General features: G+C 48.8%; 20 protein-coding genes and 1 tRNA gene. 11 read left to right on the forward strand and 10 right to left on the reverse strand.

Annotation, left to right across the window (positions count from 1 at the left end; all coding sequences use genetic code 11):
* Positions 1-71 precede the first annotated feature (71 nt).
* Positions 72-767, forward strand: a complete 696-nt coding sequence (locus FQV43_RS01510; RefSeq protein WP_146338359.1) for a hypothetical protein — start codon at positions 72-74, stop codon at positions 765-767.
* Here the strand turns inward: FQV43_RS01510 and radA are convergent, their stop codons facing one another.
* A complete protein-coding gene (gene radA / locus FQV43_RS01515) occupies positions 768-2,189 on the reverse strand; it encodes a DNA repair protein RadA (RefSeq protein WP_146338362.1) in 1,422 nt (473 codons plus the stop codon).
* A 282-nt stretch (positions 2,190-2,471) separates the two neighbouring features.
* On the opposite strand from radA, the gene FQV43_RS01520 reads away from it, so the two are divergent.
* On the forward strand, positions 2,472-3,737 hold the full coding sequence (locus tag FQV43_RS01520; RefSeq protein WP_146338364.1) for a hypothetical protein: 1,266 nt from the start codon (positions 2,472-2,474) through the stop codon (positions 3,735-3,737).
* A gap of 72 nt (positions 3,738-3,809) precedes the next feature.
* Here the strand turns inward: FQV43_RS01520 and FQV43_RS01525 are convergent, their stop codons facing one another.
* Positions 3,810-4,406: a hypothetical protein gene (locus FQV43_RS01525; protein ID WP_146338366.1), complete on the reverse strand. Its 597-nt coding sequence runs from the start codon at positions 4,404-4,406 to the stop codon at positions 3,810-3,812.
* 188 nt (positions 4,407-4,594) lie between these two features.
* Between FQV43_RS01525 and FQV43_RS01530 the strand changes: the two genes are divergently transcribed.
* The 7 genes from FQV43_RS01530 (at position 4,595) to FQV43_RS01560 (ending at position 10,461) form a co-directional block, all read left to right on the forward strand.
* A complete protein-coding gene (locus FQV43_RS01530; protein WP_144273830.1) occupies positions 4,595-5,179 on the forward strand; it encodes a CarD family transcriptional regulator in 585 nt (194 codons plus the stop codon).
* Positions 5,166-5,930, forward strand: coding sequence for a 2-C-methyl-D-erythritol 4-phosphate cytidylyltransferase (gene ispD, locus FQV43_RS01535; RefSeq protein ID WP_246846935.1), 765 nt, complete (start codon positions 5,166-5,168; stop codon positions 5,928-5,930). Before FQV43_RS01530 ends, ispD begins: the two co-directional genes overlap by 14 nt.
* A complete protein-coding gene (ispF, locus tag FQV43_RS01540) occupies positions 5,927-6,439 on the forward strand; it encodes a 2-C-methyl-D-erythritol 2,4-cyclodiphosphate synthase (RefSeq protein ID WP_146338368.1) in 513 nt (170 codons plus the stop codon). The genes ispD and ispF overlap by 4 nt, the downstream gene beginning before the upstream one ends.
* Before the next feature lie 4 nt (positions 6,440-6,443).
* A complete protein-coding gene (gene cysS / locus FQV43_RS01545; RefSeq protein ID WP_146338370.1) occupies positions 6,444-7,832 on the forward strand; it encodes a cysteine--tRNA ligase in 1,389 nt (462 codons plus the stop codon).
* Between the two features lie 125 nt (positions 7,833-7,957).
* Positions 7,958-8,899 carry a 23S rRNA (guanosine(2251)-2'-O)-methyltransferase RlmB gene (gene rlmB / locus FQV43_RS01550; RefSeq protein WP_144273834.1) on the forward strand — a complete coding sequence of 314 codons (942 nt, stop codon included), beginning with the start codon at positions 7,958-7,960 and terminating at the stop codon, positions 8,897-8,899.
* A gap of 64 nt (positions 8,900-8,963) precedes the next feature.
* Positions 8,964-10,052 carry a LacI family DNA-binding transcriptional regulator gene (locus FQV43_RS01555; RefSeq protein ID WP_210415252.1) on the forward strand — a complete coding sequence of 363 codons (1,089 nt, stop codon included), beginning with the start codon at positions 8,964-8,966 and terminating at the stop codon, positions 10,050-10,052.
* Between the two features lie 10 nt (positions 10,053-10,062).
* The gene (locus FQV43_RS01560; RefSeq protein ID WP_144273835.1) at positions 10,063-10,461 is read left to right on the forward strand and encodes a hypothetical protein; all 399 of its coding nucleotides are present in this window, start codon (positions 10,063-10,065) and stop codon (positions 10,459-10,461) included.
* On the opposite strand, the gene otsB is transcribed toward FQV43_RS01560, so the two are convergent.
* The 5 genes from otsB to FQV43_RS01585 form a co-directional block, all read right to left on the reverse strand.
* Complete coding sequence (gene otsB / locus FQV43_RS01565) at positions 10,458-11,231, reverse strand: trehalose-phosphatase (protein ID WP_146338374.1); 774 nt, start codon at positions 11,229-11,231, stop codon at positions 10,458-10,460. The two genes, FQV43_RS01560 and otsB, sit on opposite strands and share 4 nt — an antisense overlap.
* 17 nt (positions 11,232-11,248) lie before the next feature.
* Entirely contained in the window at positions 11,249-11,755 is a 507-nt protein-coding gene (locus FQV43_RS01570) for a hypothetical protein (protein ID WP_146338377.1), read from the reverse strand.
* Positions 11,756-11,769: 14 nt separating this feature from the next.
* A complete protein-coding gene (locus FQV43_RS01575) occupies positions 11,770-13,236 on the reverse strand; it encodes a trehalose-6-phosphate synthase (RefSeq protein WP_144273838.1) in 1,467 nt (488 codons plus the stop codon).
* A gap of 5 nt (positions 13,237-13,241) precedes the next feature.
* Complete coding sequence (locus tag FQV43_RS01580) at positions 13,242-13,592, reverse strand: hypothetical protein (protein ID WP_144273839.1); 351 nt, start codon at positions 13,590-13,592, stop codon at positions 13,242-13,244.
* Positions 13,593-13,703: 111 nt separating this feature from the next.
* Positions 13,704-15,263, reverse strand: coding sequence for a threonine/serine exporter ThrE family protein (locus FQV43_RS01585; protein ID WP_144273840.1), 1,560 nt, complete (start codon positions 15,261-15,263; stop codon positions 13,704-13,706).
* A gap of 277 nt (positions 15,264-15,540) precedes the next feature.
* Between FQV43_RS01585 and FQV43_RS01590 the strand changes: the two genes are divergently transcribed.
* Positions 15,541-15,613, forward strand: a tRNA-Thr gene (locus FQV43_RS01590).
* A gap of 140 nt (positions 15,614-15,753) precedes the next feature.
* Here FQV43_RS01590 and FQV43_RS01595 read toward each other — a convergent pair.
* Positions 15,754-18,228, reverse strand: a complete 2,475-nt coding sequence (locus tag FQV43_RS01595) for a bifunctional lysylphosphatidylglycerol flippase/synthetase MprF (RefSeq protein ID WP_146338380.1) — start codon at positions 18,226-18,228, stop codon at positions 15,754-15,756.
* Between the two features lie 341 nt (positions 18,229-18,569).
* On the opposite strand from FQV43_RS01595, the gene FQV43_RS01600 reads away from it, so the two are divergent.
* On the forward strand, positions 18,570-19,673 hold the full coding sequence (locus FQV43_RS01600; RefSeq protein ID WP_168195015.1) for an AIR synthase-related protein: 1,104 nt from the start codon (positions 18,570-18,572) through the stop codon (positions 19,671-19,673).
* A gap of 44 nt (positions 19,674-19,717) precedes the next feature.
* Here the strand turns inward: FQV43_RS01600 and FQV43_RS01605 are convergent, their stop codons facing one another.
* Both FQV43_RS01605 and ggt read right to left on the reverse strand, forming a co-directional pair.
* Positions 19,718-21,127 carry a threonine/serine exporter ThrE family protein gene (locus tag FQV43_RS01605; protein ID WP_144273843.1) on the reverse strand — a complete coding sequence of 470 codons (1,410 nt, stop codon included), beginning with the start codon at positions 21,125-21,127 and terminating at the stop codon, positions 19,718-19,720.
* 87 nt (positions 21,128-21,214) lie between these two features.
* Positions 21,215-23,227, reverse strand: a complete 2,013-nt coding sequence (ggt, locus tag FQV43_RS01610) for a gamma-glutamyltransferase (RefSeq protein ID WP_146338386.1) — start codon at positions 23,225-23,227, stop codon at positions 21,215-21,217.
* Between the last annotated feature and the right edge of the window lie 33 nt (positions 23,228-23,260).

Raw genomic sequence — 23,260 nt, forward strand, 5'->3', positions numbered from 1 at the left:
GTTCGACATTTAGGCTAGGTAAGGTGGAGCGTCGAGAGAATAATCGCAATAGGCGGCTGAAAGGGCAGGGCATGAATACATCTCAGCGATTGCCAGAAATCTATTATCAGCGTCGTCGAGTAGCTGCTGCAGTTGCACTCGTAGCAGGTGTGTTAGTTATTATTCTGATTTTAAGTTTGCTGAATAAAGATAAAACCCAAGAGCAACCTAGTGTTCAAGCTGCGCTAACACAAAGTACGACCCAACAAGCTCAGCCAAGTTCGGTGCAAGAAACAACACAACGGGCTACGACAAGTGCGTCAGCTGATGCTGAGCCGTCTACCTCGCGTGAAGTGGCGTCATCGACTACAAAGGCACAGGCAAACAATGTAAAAGGAACTTGCGAGCTTTCTGATTTGATTGTCGAAGCGCAGACAGATCAGGCAGACTATGCACCTGATGCTTTACCGACGTTCTATATGACAGTCAAAAACCCTACAGCTGCTGATTGCATTATTGATATGAGCAAAAATGTAATGCGCTTTGAGGTTTATGATCTTGCTACTAATGCACGATTGTGGGCAGATGTGGATTGCAATCCTGCAGTTAGCACTGATGTAGAAACTTTTGCCGCTGGTGAGGAGCGTTATTTTGAGGCAAAGTGGTCACGCTTGACCTCTGCTCCTGAGCGATGTGGTGATCGAGTTCCCGTGGAAGCAGGAGATTATTTCCTACACACCGTTATAGGCGAGAATGCATCAGCCCCTTACACATTCAGTATGCAGTAATTAGCATTGTGCTTGATGCAACGCATCGCGAATATCGGTTACCTCGATAATCTCTATGCCATCTACTCCAGCTGTCTGTGCTGAGCGTTTGCTCCCCTGCGGGACGATTGCATGACGATATCCAAGGCGTGCTGCTTCTAGTAGCCGTCGTGCGATATTGGGCACTCGACGAATTTCTCCTGCTAAACCTACTTCGCCAATGATTACTGTGCGGTTGCGTACCGGTTTTTTGCTGATGGCGCTTGCGGTGGCAATAGCCACTGCCAAATCTGTGGCAGGCTCCCCAATTTTCATTCCACCTACAGTTGCAATATAGACCTCTTGGTTATGGGTAGGTTTTTGTGCGCGTGCAGCAAGTACAGCAAGCACCATAGGGACGCGTGTACTGTCTAATCCTGTCACGGCACGCCGCGGACTCTTTGATTCCGTAGGTACGACTAATGCTTGCACTTCGGCTAGTAGGGGACGCACGCCATCCATAGCCACGGTAACAGCAGTGCCATCTGGGGTATGGTCGTGGTGCGATAAGAAAAGCCCAGATGGGTCTGGCACTTCTTTGATGCCATCAGTCTGTTGCTCGAAACAGCCAACTTCATCAGTGGCACCAAAGCGATTTTTAATCCCACGCAACATTCTTAAGCTGGTGTGTCTATCGCCCTCAAAATGAAGTACCACATCTACCAAATGCTCTAATGTGCGTGGACCAGCCACATTGCCATCTTTGGTGACGTGCCCTACGAGCAGGACGGGAAGGTTATTATTCTTTGCCAGTGCGGTCAAGGTGGCGGTTACGGCTCGTGATTGTGCAATGCCACCTGAGACGCCTTCGACGCCTGGGGCGTGCATTGTTTGCACTGAGTCTATAATGAGCAGGCTAGGTTTTATTGCTTCGACGTGGCCTAATACAATATCGAGATTAGATTCTGAGGCAAGATAGAGAGTTTGTGCCAAAGCTCCAGTACGCTGTGCTCGCATACGAACTTGCCCTGCTGATTCTTCTGCCGTGATATATAGTGCAGTGCGTTTTTTCTGTGGATTATTTGTTTGATTCTGAGTAGCCCACTGGTGTGCTACTTCAAGTAAGAGCGTTGATTTGCCCACTCCTGGTTCACCGGCAAGTAAGATGACGGAACCTGGGACGATGCCTCTGCCGAGCACTCGGTCTAACTCCTGTATTCCGGTAGGGAGCGCACTAGCGTTATCAGCGGCTATGGTAGTAATTGGTTGTGCTGGGCTAGTAGGAGTTATTCCTGCGGAGGTAGAACCTTCGGTTAATGTGGAACTAATAGTAGTGGATTGAGGAGCTATAATTTTTTCCTCTAAACTACCCCATTGTCCGCAATCTGGGCAGCGACCAAGCCATTTGCGCGTGGTGTAACCACACTGAGAACAAATATGCGCTTTTTGTGTTTTCTTTGTCATATTTCCTACCCTAGAGCATAGCGGCGACACGGCACTTATTTTATTGTTTTGCCAGGTAGTGATATGTTTTTCTTGTTTTCTATTCGTGATTATGTATCTGCTTGTTGGGGAGTTGGGGTAGAAAATCGGTTACTTAGGTAAAACTACTTTGACCTATAAAACAAAATTGGGTATAAAGTTAGATGAAGATTGTTAAAAATACCATAAAAATCTTTAGCAATTATATGGTTTTTTTAAGGTAAAATTCAGAATAGTAGTTAGAGCATTATTCTCGATAGGTATATGACCAGTAAAGGGGGTGCAGATATGAAAAAAGTGTATGGGCGTATTGCGTATATGACTCTCAGTGCTATGTCCGTATATGCTTGTGCCCATACCGCAGTAAATGCAATGGAAAATGACGAGATGGAATTTCATTCGTTGACCCCCATATCTGCCACTACGGTCGTATCTGAGAAAATCCAAGATGAAGATGATATTCAGGTTATTGACGAAGCAGAAGCTGAGCCCATTGGTACCTTAGTGGATACTAGGGTAGTAGCCTCGGCAAGTGATATCATCACGCTAGAACCCTTGCAGCCTGAACCAACGGTAGATGGTAGTGCTATCGAGCCAATTTCAGATGTCAGTGGCGTCGAATCTCAAACCCAAGAACCACGTCCACCCCTACTTGGTAGTGCACCGATATTGGGCAGTGATCGAAGCCGAGAAACCAAACCGGAAAAGAATAACAATCAAGCCCAGCCTGAACAAACAATCGTGGACTATGCTCCTGTGCCAGATACCAATGCGCAGAAAGTAGATTCTGAATCTAAGCCACCATCGTTGCCGCATTCAACTGTGCCGGTCAAAGAGACTGCTAAGAGTGAAAAACCACGTAGTCAAGTTTCTAAAGCGACGCAAGATCGAGATACGGGTACAGAAAATAAAGCGGGTAGTGCTGATCGCACGGTTGATCGAAGAACTAATGGTTCAGCTAAAGCAGTAAAGTCTCCTGCATTGCAGAGTGCTAATCCCGCGGGGGCTAATACCACGCAAAAAGCTGCACTAAGCAATAGTGGTACTGATCGATCTGTTCAAGTCCCTAGGGATACTAATGTATCTAAGGGCTCTAATGCTGTGGCTGGCCAGGATAGAACTCAACCTGATGCTCAGAATCAAGAACGCAATGTGCGCCTTAGTCAGGAAAATCCGTTGCAGCAACAAGCTCTTTCCGGAGCCAATCAGCAAATTCCTGAGGATCGTAGTACAGAACGCGGGGCATCAATTGCTCGTAATAATCAAGCAGTTCCTCCTGCAAGAGAAACTAAAACAGTATCTCCTTTAGCAGGAACAGCTAATACTCATGATTCGCGTCCCGATGCTGATGCCGTTGATAATGAGCTACACGCTAATGAAGCAGCTTGGGGAGAAACCCATAGCGTGCGCATTGCAGAAGGTCTTAATAACACTATCCCTGCAATTGACATTGCGCTCAACATTTTTGCAGTAGTAGTGCTACTTGGCGGAGTGATTCTCCTCCTTCGTACCAGCGCGAAAGAAAACTAAACAAATAATGCCCCGTCACAAAAAGTGAGGGGGCATTAGTGGATGCAATGCAAAACTGCAGCGGCAGTGGAATTAGTGGTGCTCTCCAGAGTTTTGGGAATTGATATCATTCTCAACATCTTCAGCATTAGTGCCAGCTTGAGGGATTGCCTCAGACACTGTAGCGCTAATCTCAATTGTGCCGTTGTCGAATGTAAACTTTACTGGTTGATTACCGCTTGGGGTAAACTCAGCGCCATCTACTTTGGTGCCGATATGCGAAATACATACCCCTGCACCAGGCTTTTGGAGTTTATCAAGCTCAGACTTGAGATCGCCCAAGAGGGAACAATTTGATTCAACGATGGCGGAACCGTCGAGAGCAACTTCTTTGCCTCCCACGCTAACGGATTCCAATGTATGTGCTTGGTCGGCTGGATCCTGGTTTACCGCAGCAAACTTAAGACCAGCATTGCCGTCATTATCTAGATGCACAGTAACATCGCGGACAACAATTTTTCCGTCTTCGGTGTTTCCTTCAGATCCATCAACAGCTGCTACCTGAGTGGATGTCTGGGTGATTTGACCAGCAGAGCAAGAAGCAAGAGCCAAGCCGGCGGCAATGGAAACAGAGATGAGTGCACCGCGACGAGCGGTAGCCTTCAGGGACTTCACAGGTTCGTCCTCCATTGGATATTCAGGTTGCAACTTGCAACCCAGAGGGATTTAAGCACTTTACCGTATTAACTCTAGTAGCTTTTCCGGCTAAGAACATACTTGCTCATAGTGACTTTGCCAAATGGGGGGAATCTAAAGGCGCATAAGGGGGCTATAATGTGGTACCATTCGCTAGTCTGACAATCATGCGAGGAGTGTAGATGGAATTCAAGGTCGGCGATACTGTTGTTTACCCACATCACGGTGCAGCTGTGGTTGAAGCTATCGAGCAAAGAGAAATGAATGGGCAGACCCTGGATTTTCTGGTATTGCAAATACATCAATCTGACCTTGTTGTTCGTGTCCCTGCTAAAAATGCCGAGCTGGTAGGCGTGCGTGATGTCGTCGATGATGCTGGATTGCGTAAAGTCTTTGGTTTCTTACGTGAAACAGATGTTGAGGAAGCAGGTAACTGGTCTCGTCGCTTTAAGGCAAACCAAGAACGCTTGGCATCAGGTGATGTGAATAAAGTTGCAGAGGTCGTACGTGATCTATGGCGTCGTGACCAAGGCCGCGGTCTTTCTGCAGGTGAAAAGCGTATGCTTGCGAAAGCGCGCCAGATTCTTGTCGGTGAGCTTTCCTTAGCGGATAATGTTGATGATGCAAAAGCAGATTCTTTCCTCGCTGAGGTGGATGCCACCATTGAGCGTCATCGGGCACAAGGCATTGAAGAACCAGAAGAAACCAAGGCACCAAAAGATTTTGACGTAGATTTGGATGATCTCAACTTCGATGACGAAGACTGATGATACTCCCGCACCTGTGAAAGTCGTAGCGCTTCTTGCTGCGGCAGGTCAAGGGACACGTCTGGGAGCCAATCTCCCCAAAGCATATGTGCCTCTAGCAGGGGAATCCTTATTAGTGCGTAGCGTGCGGACTATGGTTCAATGCGCGATTATTGATGAAATTATCGTGGTGGTCAGTGCAGATATGCGTGATTATGCACAACAATTGCTCGTAGAAGCAGGTCTGTTGGAACAGCATATTCCTATTTCCCTCGTATCGGGTGGGAAAGAGCGAGCAGATTCTATTTGGGCTGGTCTGCAACAGATAAGCAGCGATGAAGCTGTGGTTCTGGTTCATGATGCAGCGCGCGCTCTCACCCCGCCAGAGATGATTACGCGAGTCGCTCAGGCGGTTTTGGCAGGAAAACCTGCAGTTATCCCCGTGTTGCCGGTATCCGATACCATCAAAATTGTCCACGATGATTGCGTAGTAGATACTCCTGATCGAGCACAGTTGCGTGCAGTCCAAACCCCACAGGGATTCCAGCTTTCACACTTACGACGAGCAAACCGCGCCTATTATATGGGAGATCACACTCACCAGTTCATTCCCACCGATGATGCCAGCCTCATGGAATGGCATGGTCACAGAATTAGCTGTGTACCAGGGGATTCGCGCGCGCTAAAAATTACTACTCCACTTGATTTTGCGCTGGCGGAAATAATTGTGCAGCAAGATAATGACCCTTCACAAGAGGTAGAGATAAGATGAGCGCATCACATAATTTTGTATTGCCGCGTGTTGGTATTGGCACTGACGCACACCAGATTGAGGCAGGAAAACCCTGCTGGATTGCTTGTATGCTTTTCGACGACGTCGACGGCTGTGAAGGACATTCGGACGGTGATGTTGTTGCTCATGCTATTGTCGACGCATTATTATCTGCTGCCGGATTAGGAGATTTGGGTTCTTTTGTTGGGGTGGGGCGAAAAGAATATGACAATGTGTCTGGTACCCGTCTCTTAACTGAATGCGCAGCACTGCTGACCCAAGAAGGTTTTGCGATCGGTAATGTGGCGGTGCAGCTTATTGCGCAAAGTCCTAAGATGGCTGCTCGACGCGAGGAAGCTCAGGAAACGATGTCCAGTATTATTGGTGCACCAGTATCCCTTTCTGCAACAACCACTGATCATTTAGGTTTCACTGGACGTGGTGAGGGTAGGGCTGCGGTAGCAACAGCTGTGGTATGGAAAACACAAGCTCATGATGAGCTAAACTAAAACCGTGACTCTACGTATTTTTGATACTGCAACCCGTTCGCTGCGCCCATTTGAGCCATTGCGCCCAGGTCATGTTTCTATGTACCTGTGTGGGGCAACGCCACAGACCTATCCTCATATCGGTCATGTTCGTTCAGGTGTGGCTTTTGATATTGTGCGCCGTTGGCTGCAAGTACAAGGGTATGATGTGGCATTTGTGCGCAATGTCACCGATATTGACGACAAAATACTTACCAAAGCACAAGAGCATAATCGCCCGTGGTGGGAGTGGGCAGCCACATATGAGCGCGAGTTTAGCTGGGCCTACGAGACTTTAGGTGTGCTTGCGCCAAGTGTGGAGCCACGAGCAACGGGCCATATTACTCAGATGGTCGAGTATATGCAGCGTCTTATTGATGCAGGTTTTGCGTATACTGCTCAGGGGTCAGTATATTTTGATGTCTCTGCCTGGGTTAACGCCCATAATTCTGATTATGGTGCATTGTCTGGTAATCGGGTAGAGGAGATGGAACAGGGCGAAGAAGATAATTCAGCTAAGAAAAATGCGCGTGACTTCGCTTTATGGAAAGCCGCAAAACCTGGTGAGCCGTCATGGCCTACTCCGTGGGGAGCGGGACGCCCTGGTTGGCATTTGGAATGTTCTGCGATGGCAACCTGGTATTTAGGTGGAGAATTTGATATTCATTGCGGTGGTTTAGATTTGCAATTTCCTCACCATGAAAATGAGATTGCGCAATCCCATGCCGCTGGTGATGGTTTTGCTCGTTATTGGATGCACAACCACTGGGTCACTATGAGTGGGGAAAAGATGAGCAAGTCTTTGGGGAATGTGCTTAGCGTGCCTAAAATTTTAGAGATTGTGCGTCCAGTGGAATTGCGTTATTATCTTGGTTCTGCTCATTATCGTAGTGTGCTCGAGTATTCTGAGGCTGCGCTCAAAGAGGCTGCTCAGGGTTATCGCCGCATTGAGACTTTCCTGAATAAGGTGGGCGTCGTAGAGCGTGGGGAATGCAGCACAGAGTTTATTGCCGCTATGAATGAAGATTTCGCAGTGCCCAAAGCTCTTGCTGAGATTCATAATGTGGTGCGCGCTGGTAATACTGCCTTAGATAAGGGCGATTATGAGCAAGCTCGGGCTTATGCAGCTAGTGTGCGTGCTATGACTGATGTTCTAGGTGTCGATCCGCACGCAGCACAGTGGTTAAAAGATGCTCATGATGATCATGCTGTGCAGGCACTCGATGTATTGGTTCAAGCAGAGTTAGCGCGTCGCGCACAGGCACGTGCGCAAAAGGATTGGGCAACTGCCGACGAGGTTCGTGATCGTCTGCATCAAGCTGGTATTCAGGTAGTTGATACTGCCGACGGCTCGCAGTGGTCATTTGCTGAGTAATTCATGCAAGAACTGGGTTATGCTGGCACAGTGCTCTCGACGAGCTGGACGTGCGCACCAATAGACCAATAACAAAAATAGAGTTAGCAGACCTATAGCAGATATAGCATTGAGAGAAAATAATTATGGCAGGTAATCACACAAATCGTCCTGGGTTGCGGAAGACAAATAAAAAAGGAGCCCAAAAAGGCTCTGGTGGGCTGCGTAGACGTGGATTGCGTGGGAAAGGTCCAACACCTAAAGCAGAGGATCGTGTTTATCACGCAGCGCATAAGCGCAAACTTGAACGAGAGCGTCGTAATAGCGGACGCCATGTGCGCGCTGAAACAAATGAGCTTGTGGTAGGGCGTAACCCAGTCGTTGAGTGCTTGCGCGCCAAAGTCCCAGCCAGTGCTTTGTTTGTTTCTGAAGGAACAGCACATGACGACCGACTCAGTGAAGCGGTACACCTTGCTCATTCACGTGCGATTCCACTTATCGAGGTTTCTAAGTTTGAGCTTGATAAAATGACTGGAAATGGAATGCACCAAGGTATTGGGCTGCAGATACCGCCTTATAAATATGCTGAGGTGCATGATCTTATCGAGCAGGTTGCCGAGCGTGGCGAAAATGGCTTAATTGTCGTGCTGGATAACATCACCGACCCACGTAACTTAGGAGCAGTTATTCGTTCCGTTGCTGCTTTTGGTGGGCATGGTGTGGTTATTCCAGAGCGTCGTTCCGCATCAGTGACTGCTGTGGCATGGCGTACTTCTGCTGGTACTGCTGCACGATTGCCTGTCGCCAAGGCAACAAATATCACCAGAACGCTCAAGGAATTCCAACAAAACGGCTATCAAGTGGTTGGTCTAGATACTGGTGGTACAGACACCTTAGATACCTATGATGGTCGCGGACCAGTAGTGGTAGTAGTAGGTTCAGAGGGCAAAGGCATTTCTCGTCTTGTGTCCCAAACCTGTGATTCGCTCATCTCTATCCCGATGACAGACTGGGTGGAATCGCTCAATGCTTCAGTGGCCGCAGGAGTAGTGCTCAGCGAGTTCGCTCGACAACGCAGAATAAACTAACCCCAAGCGAACCCGCGATTCCACAAGGACAGCAGAGCAGTACAGCATAAGAAAGTAGCAATACGTGGCGAAAAAAACACAAAAAGTTTCCTTGGCATCACTTGCTGAGGAAATTGGTGTTTCCCGAACCACTGTTTCTAATGCCTATAACCATCCAGAACAGCTCTCACCACAATTAAGAAAGAAAATTTTTGCGGCGGCAAAACGTCGAGGGTATCCCGGACCTGACCCAATGGCAAGGTCTTTACGCACCAAACGCGTGGGGAGTGTCGGAGTGCTCCTTACTGAACACCTCAGCTACGCCTTTGAGGACAAAGCCTCGGTTGATTTCCTAGCCGGATTAGCTGATGCTTCCTCTGATTTACAAACCTCAGTCACCTTAATACCTGCCGACCCCCAAGGAACTGATAAAAACCATGCGATACAATTAGTCAATTCTGCAGTGGTGGATGGGTTTGTGGTCTATTCAGTAGCCCATGATGATCCATTTTTAGCTGCAGTAAGAATGCGCAATTTGCCTACTGTCATTTGCGACCAACCAGCAAACGTAGCCGAATTGCCTTTTGTAGGCATTGATGACAAAAAAGCCATTGCCCCCGCAGCCCAAGCACTCGTTGATGCAGGTCACCGCAAAATTGGTATCTTGTGCATCCGGTTGGATATCAGTGAAAACAATGGTCGAGTCAGCCTAGACAGGGTTTATAACGCCAGACACCATGTGCAGCAAGCTCGTATCTTAGGTGCCCTAGAAGTATTCGCACAGGCAGGGATAGCAATAGAGAACATTCCGATTATTGAGCGTCATATCAATAACCGGCAGAACAACTTAGCTGCTGCCCAAGAACTGCTCGATAATCATCCTGAACTCAGCGCAGTGCTGTGCACCACCGACACGATGGCCTTAGCCGTACTAGAATACGCCCAACACAAAGGTTTAGTAGTACCGCAGGATTTGTCTGTCACCGGCTTCGACGGTATCAATATCGCCCTACTGCACAATCTCAGCACCATAATCCAACCTAATCGTGCCAAAGGCGCATATGCAGGAAAACGACTAGCCCATATGCTCCATCATGGCATGGACCACCAACGAGAACTACTAGACACCCAATTCCATGCAGGCGGCACTATCGCGGCGCCACGTGTGCTCTAAAGTAGCAATTATGGAACCTATGGAAATCAACGGTGGAAGATTCTACGCCCGCCCACTACACGACGACGATCGCATTGACGATACCCCTGCACTAGCCCTAATATCAACCGGTTTAACCCCACTGAGTGTGCCAGAACTTCGAGCTGCCTGGCATGAAGAAACCATGCTGAGTTGGGCAATCTGCGAACAAACCAATGTAGAAATGATCGGTCTTGCTATCTTGCACATAGGCGAAAACAAAAATGTACTAGACATTGTTCCCGTAGGTGATCCTAGGCGAGTGCTCCCCAATGACCCAGTCCTAGAACCTAAAACCGTCGGTGACGTGATAGAAATACGCGGCGCACTTATCCGCTGGGCACAAGCAATGGGCTATGACATCGCCGACAATGCCGACAACGCCGATTAACCCAGTGCCTGAGTACGCAACCCAGCCAACTGCGTGAGCAACTCTGCAACACCAGCAATATCAGCTACCCGAAGCCGCGCTGCGGTTTCCACCTGTGGATTGCCCACTTTAACGGAAAGGTCACCAGCACCAAGAACCGCAAAACCATCCTCATCGGTAGTATCATCACCCAAAAACACGGTAGCGCTTGCATCAAAATAGGATTGTGCCTGGCTAATCCAACTACCTTTAGTAATAGTGACTGCCGAAAACTCCACGATACTTTTACCAGGTTTGGCATGGATACCAGGAATATCAAGCTCAAGCGCCTCGGCCAGCAGCGCTGCCGCCCCCTTTTGGTCAGTCGCTTTAAGCGTATGGAGCACGCGATGGAATGGCTTATGCTCCACAAAAGCACCTTCTAACTTTTGAGCCAACTCCTCAAGTTTTTCACTAACCGCAGCTAAAGCCTGCTGCTGTGCGTCGTTAAGGCAGGGGCTGGCAAGAATATCTGCATAGGGTTCGCTGGTCTGGGCTCCATGAGAACCCGCGAGGACAAAACTTTTTTCACTAAAACCACTGGCAGCACGCAAACCATCAAGATCGCGCCCAGACAAAATAGCCACAGTGGTGTTGGGTAATTCAGCAAGCTGATGTAATGCTGCTGCTGCCTGTTGATTTACTGGTACTGCGGCAGGGTCGGTACTAAACCCTGCCAGTGTGCCATCGAAATCTGATACCACAAGCAGTTGTTTAGTGCGTGCCAGTTCGTCGAGAGTTATGGGAGCCATAGCATTCCTTTGGTGGTTTAGTGTGTATTGATGAGTTTGATGGCGGGGGAGTCGAGCTTATTTTCTGGTTCCTTCGTGGAAGTAAGCAGCATAATATCTGGTTGTGGGTGGCTAATGGTGAACTTGCCATAGGTGAGCATTTCGACGATTGCCTCATGGAAGAACTGCACTTTTCCCTGACATTGCTGTGGATCAGTGTCGCGGAACTTAATATCGCTAATGCTGAGGCGTTGTGCCTGCTCTGGACGAGTGTTGTGCGAGTCGTTGTTGAAGCTCACAATGGCATTAAAGGGAGCACATCCGGTGAAACCTTGTACGGTGGTGCCGCCGAAGGTCATGGTCACTGCACCAGCTACTTCATCTGCTATTTCGCTTGGATAATCGGCTGTGGTGTATACATTCGTGACCTGCCAGGTAGAGTCAGTGATTTTCTTCTCTGGCCCGGCGCAAGCGCTCAACGCGAGTCCCGCAATGAGACTGATGGCGGTGAGTAATTGTGGCTGTGAAAAACGAAGAACACGCATAAGTTACACCTACATTAGCTACTGCGAGTATGTGCCGGGGTGAGTAAATCTAAAAAGGATGTTGCCCAGAGGTTGACATCATGCTCGCGCACTTGTTTATTGAGCGCTTTCATGCGTTCGACGGCGTTGCTCGGGTTGTGCTTGAGAGCATGAACCGCATTGACTAACTGGCGTTTGACGGATTCCATATCAAAAGGATTACACAAGAATGCTTCCGAGAATTCCTGCGCTGCACCAGCAAACTCACTGAGCACTAACGCACCGCTACCGTCGCTATGGCAAGCAACATATTCTTTGGCAACCAGATTCATGCCATCCTTGAACGGTGTGACCAGCATAATATCCGCCGTGGAATAGAGTTTAACAAGGTGTTTCTTTGGCAAAGATTGATGATAATAATGCACCACTTGTTTTGTGATACTGCCAAAACGACCATTGATACGCCCTACTGCTTCCTCCACCTCAGAGCGCGTTTTTTTATAATGCTCAATTCGTTCTCGCGACGGAGTGGCAACCTGCACAAAAAGAGTTTTTTCCGGATCGAGTGCCTCGGCTTCCAAAAGCTCCTCAAAAGCAAGCAGGCGCTGCAAAATACCTTTGGTGTAGTCGAGTCGATCCACGCCTAAGATAAGCGTTTCAGGATTACCTAGCTCAGCGCGCAATGATGTCTTATCTTCTTGACTGACATTGGTGGAAAGCAATGCCTCGACGTCGATAGAAATGGGGAAAGCACCAACACCTACCGTGCGGTTATCGCTGGTAGTGATATGGGCAGTGATCTCACGAACACTTGGTTGACCAGTGACTTCAAGCTCGTCGGGCTGCCCAGTGTGCGAGCCAACGCCACCAGCGACTTGCTTGGTTAGCGCCAAAAAATTAGCAGCATTGGAAGGCAGATGGAAACCAATAAGATCTGCGCCTAGCAAACCGCGAATGATCTCTTCTCGCCAAGGCAGTTGGCGGAAAAGATCTGCCGGTGGAAAAGGAATATGGAGGAAGAAACCAATGGTGAGGTCAGGGCGTATTTGGCGCAAAATTCCTGGGACAAGTTGGAGTTGATAATCTTGCACCCACACGGTAGCACCATGAGCAGCGACGTCAGCAACAGCATGCGCAAACTTGAGATTGACATCGCGGTAGGAGGCCCACCAATGGCGATGATAAATAGGAGGAACGATGAGGTCGTGGTAAAGAGGCCACAGCGTGGCATTAGAAAAACCTTCATAGAAGTTTTGGAAATCATGCTCGCTCAACCCCACAGGGTAGAGCAAAATGCCTTCATCGGTATAGAAAGGGTCTGGTACCTCTTGAGTGGTACCAGACCAGCCAACCCAACAGCCCTGTTGCTTTTCTAGAACAGGGCTCAAGGCAGATACTAAACCACCGGGGCTAGGGGAAAAAACACGATTTCCCGAAGCGGTAACAGAAATATCAACGGGTAGACGATTAGCTACTACGACGAAGGTGTTGTCACCGCTCACGAGAATCACGCCTTCTTGGTGCTCTTTTTAGTGGTTTTCTTGGTAGTTTTCTTTGTAGCTTTTGCAGCTTTTTTAGTAGTTTTCTTCGCGGCTTTCTTCGTAGCCTTTTTGCTTGCCTTCTTAGAGGTCTTTTTCGCAGCTTTCTTTGGGGCTTGTTTTTCCTCGTGCTCAGCTGCAACTTTACGGTAGCGCAAACCTTCTGGTTCCACTCCGAGCATACACATCAGCGTGACACCATCGAAGAAATCTTCTGCATAAGTGGCAACAATGCGACGCGCAGCAGCGGCTGTTTCCGCCTCGACAGCATGGAGAGTTTCTGCAGAGGCAGCGCGAGTATCAGTGACCTTAGGGGGCAAGGGTCCTCCTGTAGATTAAGAAAATGCAGTCTAGGTGGAAAATTATACTCTAAAATTAACCTTTTCGCTTATCCCAGCTAGAAAGGCTGGGCGTCGGCAGTGCATATCTGACTAAGTATCCTCCGGCGTATCTTCATCTTCACTCTCTTTACCAGGCGGCTCGCTAATTGCAACCGGGAGTGAATCAGCAGTGACCACCTTAAAGCTCTGAGTATCTGGGTGGGTGGGTTTATCCGCAGCAGCAAAATTATAGCGAGGGCGTCGACGCAACCCCTTATACCAGCTGCCTGAAAGCACACCATAGAGATTGATTCGAGGAGGGCGCTTAAGACGGCGCGCAACCCACTCACCAAAAACAACACCCGCAGCCAAGGCACAACAAATCGATAACGCCAAGCTCATATTGGTAAACCCAAGCAACATTTGCTCATTGAGAGCGGTGTACATACCGCGATAAATCGACAGCCCCGGCATCATCGGCGTAATACCAGCGATAGCAGTAATAAGTGGGGGGATCAAAAAACGCCTAGCAAGCAAGCCACCAGCTAAACCAATCACACTCGCAGCAATTGCGGTAGCAGTAACCTCACCGATACCTGCAGGAATCAGAATGAAATAGTAGAGCAGAGAACCTGCCAAAGCCGTCATACCAGAAATAATGACGGAACTTATCTCGGCATAACACGCCAAGGCGAAAGCTGCCGAAGCAGCAGCTCCTGCCAGAGCTTTGGCAGTAGCAGTAGCATAATTTGTATGCGCGATTGTCTCTAGAGGCGGCAAGGTAATGCCAATGAGCTCAGAAAACTGAATACCAGCACCAACACCAGCGACAATAGCGCCAGTGAGGAGGAAAGTCTCAAAGAAACGAGCACTAGCAGTTACTGGGGCGCCAGTAATACCGTCTTGGAGTGCTTGTACCAAAGTTAATCCAGCAAGCATCACGATGATACCGGCAGCAATAATATGACTGGGAATGATCTGTATGCCATGACGCACACCGATAGAGTAGGTAAGCGCAGCAGGTACAGTGGCGATGAAACCACCAAAGATATTTTGGAAAAACAGTGGTAGGGAGCGTCGGGAAAGCCAAGAGCTCAGTGAAATGATACAGAGCGAAATGAAAAAAGACACCAGTGCAGTAAGCGCAGTGCCGCCAAGCAGAATAGAAACGCACGCTCCTAAAGCACCCCAGCCCAGGGTAGAGGTTGCAAAACCATATTTTGCCGGTGAGCTAAAAAGTTCGTCGAGAATTTTGGTTGCCACATCCGGTGGAGTAGCACCAGCGTGAATAGATCGGATGAGGCGGTCGACCTCGCTGAGCTTGGAAAAATCTGTGGTCATCTTAGATACCACGCGGAACACACTCACTGGAGTGAGATCAGCATCGCCAATGGTGGTGAAAATTGTGATGGTGTTGAGGGTGATGTCCACGTGGCAGTAGAGCAAACCATACGAGGCTGTCACTGCGCGAATATGCGCCAAGGTATCGCGATTGGATGTGCCAGAGGAAAGCAAAATATCACCAATGCGAGCAGCAAGATCCATGACAGCTGCCACCTGACGAGGGTCGGTAAGATCAACAGGTGCTAGAGGTGATGGTGGAGGTGCCGCTTTAACTGCGTCGATCGTAGCTACCCGCCCACGACGATTGCCCAAAAAGTTTATTTTCACAGACGTTGAACCTCCTCTGCGTTATCTGAACTATCTGATGATTCCGACTTGGTCTCTTTTGCATTCCAGTGTGTTATGGCGTGACCATGAATGCCACCAACAAGAGGCTGGAAATCAAACTACTGCTTACTAACCTAGCTATGATTGCTCTTTTTCGCTATCTCATGTTTCGATACATACTTTGAGAAAAGAAAAGGCAAAAATAGTGCTTTAACAAGGCAGTTGCTGTATATGCATGAAGTAGGTTATTATCTTCTTCGTGCTCTAAACGGCATGTGCTGGAGTGGCGCAATCGGTAGCGCAACGGTCTTGTAAACCGTAGGTTGTGGGTTCAAGTCCCATCTCCAGCTCAAAATTCCCAGAAGAAAAGTCTGCTGATTCTTCTGGGTATATTTGTGTATCGGGGTTAGATTAGACAGTGGGGTTATTCAGGGATACCAAGGGAAGGTACCTCAGAATCTACTGGTATTTGCGTACAGATTTTAAGACGCTAAGCATGACGAGCCGCCAACCACATTCGCACCACTCGCGCCGCATCCCGTGCTCGCAAAGAAGGAAGATACGCATGAATAATCGCAAAACCAATAGAAGGCAACGCTAGCTCATCCTCATACGCCAGATTCCATGACTGCTCCTGCGGCTGAAATTTCTTCTTACTTGCCGCAAGAGTACGGAACCCATACAACGGTTCCAGTTCTTGGCCTACACGATCCAAAATACTGCTCAACAAGGCAGAACTGGCACCTGCGGGTTCCGCACCACCTGCGCCTTTGGCGTGGTATGTGGCACCATCACCAGCGGCACCGGCAGTAGCTTGACGGGCGCGCTCAGCGCTATGCGTTGTAGACGCAAGCGGGGCACCAGATAAAGAAATCCACCCGCAACCCTGCTGCTTGGCAATAAGAAGCGCCTCGGAAATAAGCAACTCAATAGTCCCCTTGAAACCGTGGTCAGCACGGCGCATCATATCCAGCGTGTACCCGGCCAACACACCAGACTCATACACCGGCATCCACGAGGTCACACCATGCACCGTGCCATCATCACCCACAGCCAGCAACAAACACGTCCCAGGAACCTGTATTTCCTCCAGACCGCCCAACGTGAACCCCATCTCCGGGAGTGCCTTCTCGCTCACCCACTCCTCGGACAATTCCGCAATTCTTTGCCGCATTGTCAGATCCAACTGCTCCCAGGACGTCCACTGTGTCTGCACCCCTTCCTTAGCCGCTTTATTGCGTGCCGTGCGCACATTCTGGAATTTCTTACCCTTGAACTCCGTATTCTCCGTGCTCAGCAGCGCCTCCTCCGCAACCTCCAAATACTTAAAACCAGGGCGGATAAACGACGAACGCACCGAATACCACGCAGGTTTTAGTGCCTGAGCACGCGCAAAAACCTCAAACTCCGCAGCACATCCCATCGGATCCTCACCAACAGGTTCCCCCAATGTCAATGCCACACCATTACTTGCTCGATACGCCACATAAGTATTGCCCGCGGTATTGAAAAAATAACGATGCCCATCCCACAACGTCATAAAAGACACATGATCGCCACTGCCGGACTCAAAAATTGCCCGAGCCTTCGCCAACGCCTCATCATGCTTCGGGTTAGCAGGTTGAGCAAACAACCGATACAACATCCAGGCAGCAATCAGCCAAAAAACCGTCCCCGTCCACTCATACAGCACCCACCCCAGCGTGCTATCCGGCACCAGAATATAAGGGAGCACAATAGCCACCACAGGCGGCAAGAAACGCAACGGTGCTTCGTACAGAAGATCCATGACAGTGGCACCATCCAGGAAAGAATCCCGTACCAGATAACCCACCACCACCCACAGCAGCACAAACACCAGCAGCAATGCACTCACACGCGTCACTACAGAAAGCAACAAACGCGGGTGCTCACGGATCTGAAACGCCGAACGGTTAAACCACAACATACCCAAACACGCCACCCACGGCAGTACCGTTGCTGTGAGGCTAACCCCATACAAATTAACCCCATCCCAATGCAGGTACATCACCTGAAGTAACAGGACCACCATGATGACCACCTGGCCGATGGTGCTCAGTACCCACGCCAGGCGCCGCCCACGCAGCAAACCAAAACACAAAACCAACTGCAGCAGCAGCGGAATAAGATCTGCCACAGCAGGACCAAAACCATAAATACGGTTAAACGCCATAATGTCATGGCATAACGCCGAATTTCTATCGGAGAAACACGCCGCAGCCTCCTGATATGCAGACGCATCAGCCGTCCACATCAGCCGAGTGACAGAACTCAACGGCCCCACAGCATGAGGATTCAACGCAACCAACAAAGGGCTAATGGCAACAATGCTGATCACCAACGCCGTCAGCAGGCGTTTCTCCTGAACCGAGGATGTCAGCGTAGGACGTTCCTTATTCACAATCATGCCCACCGCAATGGAACTCAGCGCCGTGGTTGCCCCCAGCAAATCAGAGAAAGAACCGCCATAAAACACCAGTGTGAGGGTCAGGGACAGGAGGGATAAGCGAACGCGGCGTCGCCATAAACGAGGCATGAACGTCGACGCCACTCCAGCACCACCAACGAAAAACCCAATGGGGGAGATATGCGGATGCTGGCGTAGCATATCGCCCCACGTCCACAGTCCCATATGCTCAATAACGCGCGCCAACATCAAGGTCAAAGGGATCGACGCCAACTGCGCCACACACCCCGTCACAAAATAACGCACAGGACCCAACAACCGCTCCGCAGGAGCCGCGAAACACGCCATCAACGTCAGTGCTAACGCACCACCGAAAGAAGTGGACGCAAACCCCAGAGGTGTCAGCAGATCACCGAGCAGATGGCCAGAGAAAACAGCCGCATACTTTTCCGGCAACTTCAGAATATTTACAGCCCACAGAATCCAGATAATGCCGATGAACGTATAACTAACAGGGTTCTTTCTAAACGCGAACATCAGAATCTTTTACTCCCACTGTGAATGAATGCTCCTCACATAAAAGATCAAATGGATAATCATCTAATCCTATCCCTATGCAAATTGGTCTAGGTGATGGAATGAGATAAAGAAAAAGTGTCCTTTCATTTGAGGAAAAAACCAGGCTATTTCTGCTTTGTGATTCCTATTTGGGGGGGCAAAGAAAAAGCATTGATGATTGTTGATAATCAAGATTATGCTCACTAATAAAAGTGTTGGATTTGATTGTGCACAGGGCATTTAGTTGTTTCCTGTTGAACATTCTGCCTTTTCTATTTCTCCATCGAGTGATGAGCACCATACAAAGCGGAAGTAAAATTATGAGTGATTTCAAGAACTACAAGCAATCTGGTGTGGATTATTCTGTACTTGACCAGGTGAAAAGCGATGCTATCAATTTTGCAAAAAGTACAGTCGGCGCTTTGAGCGCTTTTGGTGCTAGCGAATATGGGGCTTCACGTGGTGCATCCGCGTACGTGATGAATATGCAAGGACTTAATCTTGCGATTGTTACCGAAGGACTCGGAACAAAATCGGTCATTGCAGAACAATACTTGCAACAGACGGGGCAGTCTCGTTTCCATGATATTGCTGTCGACGCAGTTGCTGCCATTGTGAATGATGTTATTTCAGTTGGTGCTTTACCTGCCCTTGTGACAGCGTATTTTTCTACAGGAGACGCAAGTTGGTATGAAGACCCGAGAAGATCTTTAGAATTACTCAAAGGTTGGCGTCATGCTTGCGAGTTATCACAGGCAACGTGGGGTGGTGGAGAGTCACCTGCATTGCCTGGATTAGTAGCCAAAGATGGTTTGGAATTAGGTGGAAGTTCAATTGGGGTTATTCCTGAAGGGATAGATCCTATTTTTGGTGATGCTATTCAACCAGGACAACAGATTATTCTGCTTAAAAGTTCAGGATTGCATACTAATGGTGCATCATTAGCGCGTCTCGTCGCTAAGAAATTACCTAAAGGATTACTGACTACATTGCCCAGTGGTAGAGACTTTGGCTCTGCCTTGTTGGATCCAAGCATTATTTATGTGAAATTTGTGAAGGAAGTGTTAGCTGCTGGTATTCGTCCTTCTTTCCTTAATGCTGTTACTGGTCATGGGTTGATGAAAGTCATGAGAGGGAAGTCCCAAGTAAAGTTTGTGATTGAAGATTTGCCTGAAGTACCCGAGGTACTTGAAACAATGGTGGATGTATTGCAATTATCAAAGCAGGAAGCATATTCCACACTCAATATGGGGATCGGATACATATTGACAGTTGATGAGGATTGTGTTGCTCAAGTTTTGCATCTAGCTGATCTTCATGGTTACGGTGCTATCCATGCTGGATATGTAGCAGAAGGAAAACGAGGTGTAGTTGTGCCTAAATTTAATATCGAATATCTTGGTGAAGATCTTAAGTTTTCCTAGGAAACATTGGAAACCATCGCACGAACATAGGGTTGTGCAGTCCCTTACGCCCTCACTTGGCGAGCCAGCCATTCGCCAAAGACTGTTCCTGCTGATAAGGCAGTTGCTGTTACTAAAGCAAGAGTGAGGTTTGAGAAACCGACAATGAGTTGTTCGTGCGAGAGCGCGTACATTCCGCGGTAAATTGTCAATCCAGGTAATAGTGGGGTGATTCCTGCAATGGTGATGATGAGCGGCGGTACGCGGTAGCGTCGCCCGAGTAAGCCACCAAAGAATCCGATGAGTACGGCCATGATTGCTGTTGCGGAGATGGAGTCGATACCCAGGGGGATAAGGCAGAAGTAGTAGAGGCTTGACCCCAAGAATGCTGTTACTCCAGAGAGCATTATTGAAGGTAAGTCGCCGTGACAGACGCGGGCGTAAGCTGCGGTTGCGATGACGCTTCCTGCCACTCGTACCGAGGTTGAAGAGAAATTGGGCGGGGCAATGGTTTCCATTGGGGGAAGACTAAAACCAATGGAATTAGATAATGCGATGCCTATCCCTACTCCTGCGACGAGCCCGCCTGTGGCTATAGCGGCGTTGAAAAATCCTGCGTTGGCAGTAATGGGGGAATGACTTACACCATTTTGGAGTGCTTGAACAATGGTCAACCCAGCGAGCATTGCGACGATAGAGGTTGCAATGATCATAGAGGGGCGAATAGATATACCTGCAGCATCGGCATATCGGTAGGATATTGCTGCTATTAAAGAGGCGAAGATGCCACCAGCAGTGTTCTGAAAGAAAGGCGGTAGTCCGATTTCAGAGAGCTTTGCCAAGGTGTAGACGATAATAGCTCCTGCAAACATGGATATTGCTGCTACGAGTGCGTCACCACCGATGAGCATGGCAACTGATGCACACATGATAGCCCAGGAAGTGCTCACGCCGAGGATTCCTTGTGGTGGTGGAGTGCGAACAATATCGTCGAGCCTTTTGGTAGCTTGTGCAGGTGTGGCTTTTGCTGCGTGTATGTCTCTGATGAGTCGATCGACTTGAATGAGGCGGTCAAAGTTTTCCGCCTCAGGTTCGATGACGCGCACATGAACAATGGGTTTATATTGTTCTGTGTTGCTGAAATGTGCGTATAGGTGGATTTTCTTCATGGTCATATCGATATGAACATCGCTAAGACCATATGATTCTGTGATAGCCCGAGCCTGTGCTGCGGCATCACTATTGGTGGTGCCGCAGATAATGAGTATTTCACTGATGCGGGCGGCTATTTCTAGCACTTCAGAGATTTGAGCGGGGTCAGAATAATCAACAGGTGCGATGGGTGATAGTGGTGCTTCAGCAGCCACGTCAATCGTCGCTACGCTGGGTTTATCGTCGTGTCCTCTGCGCCAGAGGGTACGTAGCGCTCCGATAAACCCGGGGCGTTTGCTTGGTGCATTGTTGATTAAAGACATAGCAGCTCACACCTTACCGCATTGTGGTTTCGCAGTGTTTTTGAGGGGGCGGTAATGCTGCTTTGGCATTGTTTTGTCATTGTATAGTTATCCTCCGAGCACAATGCCTTCGCGCCGTGGGTCAGCACCACCAATGATATGGCCGTCGGGATCACGGATAAGTGCAGATAGGCCACTAGATTGTTCTTTGGTTGATACGCTATGACCGCGTTGTTCTAACTCGTTAATGAGTTTTGTTACTTCTTGATTATTCGTCGCAAGTAGTGGATGTTCGCCGCCTATGCCTGTTTCTGGAGTATTGCGGGCACCAAAGTCTGGTGAGCTGATTGCCTGTTGTGGATCCATTTTCCAGTCGAGCACACTGATAATGGTTTTAATAACAAATTGTGGGATAACCGCACCACCTGGTGAACCAACCACCATGTACACTTCACCGCGATCATGATTGTCCTTGGCATTGAAGATAATCGTAGGTGACATGGAAGACCGTGGGCGTTTTGCTCCTTCTACTCGGTTGGCAATGGGGACGCCCTGTTCGTCGAGGGGCTGTGCGCTAAAGTCGGTCAGTTGGTTGTTTAGTAGAAACCCATCCACCATGTGGAAAGACCCGAAAGCAGCTTCGACGCTTGTAGTCATGGAAGCAGCATTGCCTTGTGCATCGATGACACTGATATGGCTTGTGCCATGTTCTACTAGATCCTCTGTAGGGGCAAGTTCACTATCAAAGGTACCTGCTGTGGCGGTTCCCATTGACTTTTCTGGATTGATGAGCTGATAACGCTGTGCAAGATAATCGGAATTGAGTAGCGCATTGGCATTTCCACCTGGCAGTGGCGCAAAAGCTGGGTCGGCTATATACGCATCACGATCTGCGTAGGCAAGACGCTCTGCTTCGCTGATAAGGTGTAGGGCTTGTGCTGAAGGTAATGCACCATCTAGACCAGTTTTTTCTGGGGTAAGCGCTGCGAGATCCGCGTTTTCTAAAATTCCTAGTGCGCTTAGCACTGTAATGCCACCTGAACTTGATGGTGGTGCACCGCAGATGATTTTATCGTGGTATGGTGCACATACTGCTTCCTGTTCGATGGGAGTATAAGCTGCGAGATCAGCAGTAGTGAGTGTGGAAGGAGTTTTCCCACCTTGATTACTTGTTGCTTTATCGACGATATCCTTTGCTAATTCTCCGGTATAGAGTGCTTGAGCTCCCTGGGTTGCCAATGTTTCTAGAGTGTGGGCATAAGCTGGATTTTTTAATATTTCGCCTGTGGTTTTGGGGCTCCCATCCTCGTGTAGGAAATAAGCAGCTGCTTCAGGATCACTGGCGAGGTCTTGTGCATTATCGGCAATGCTTGTTGCCATTCGTTGACTAATGGCAAAGCCGTCTTGAGCAAGAGTGTGAGCTGGTTGGGTCAGGGATTCCCATGATTGTTGACCGTATCGCTGGTGCAATTTATCTAGAGCAGCGACAATGCCTGGTACTCCTATTGACCTTCCTGAGCGGCGTGCATCTGGTTGCGCATTAAGTAGGTAGTCGCCTGTTGCATTTACTGGTGCTGTTTCTCTGCCATCGATAGCGATGAGTTTTCCGCTCGCTGCATCGCTATAGAGGATGTATCCTCCTCCGCCAATTCCAGAGGATTGTGGTTCCACTAAACCTAGGGTAAATTGTGCTGCGACCAGTGCATCTGCTGCACTTCCGCCTTTGCTTAGTACATCGCAAGCTGCTTTAGTGGCCAGAGGGTTAGCGGTGGAAACAGCGAAATTCTTGGCATGAGCTGCGGTGAGATTGGTACGAAAACCTGTAGCGCTTTCTGGCATGGTTGCTACTTCTGTTGTTGCATCATTGCCTTTTGCTGCATTGTCGGTTGTGTTTTCTGCAGATATGGAAGTTGCTGCAAAGTTTGCTGATTCGGGGATTTGGCAGCTGACATAATTAACCTGCTTATTGGCAGTATTTGTTGGTGTAGCACTATTTGTGGAACTAGGAGAGCTACAGGCTGCCAAAGATACTGTCAAAGATACAAGGCATCCTAGAGAGGATGCTATTTGCGCAGTATGTGTTATGCGCGTGGGCGAGAGAAAGCGGGAGAGTATTTTCATGCACATATTTTAGACCTATTCTGTGATAGGTAT

Origin of the sequence: Corynebacterium sp. sy039 (genome assembly GCF_007904105.1) — a bacterium.
GTDB lineage: Bacteria > Actinomycetota > Actinomycetes > Mycobacteriales > Mycobacteriaceae > Corynebacterium.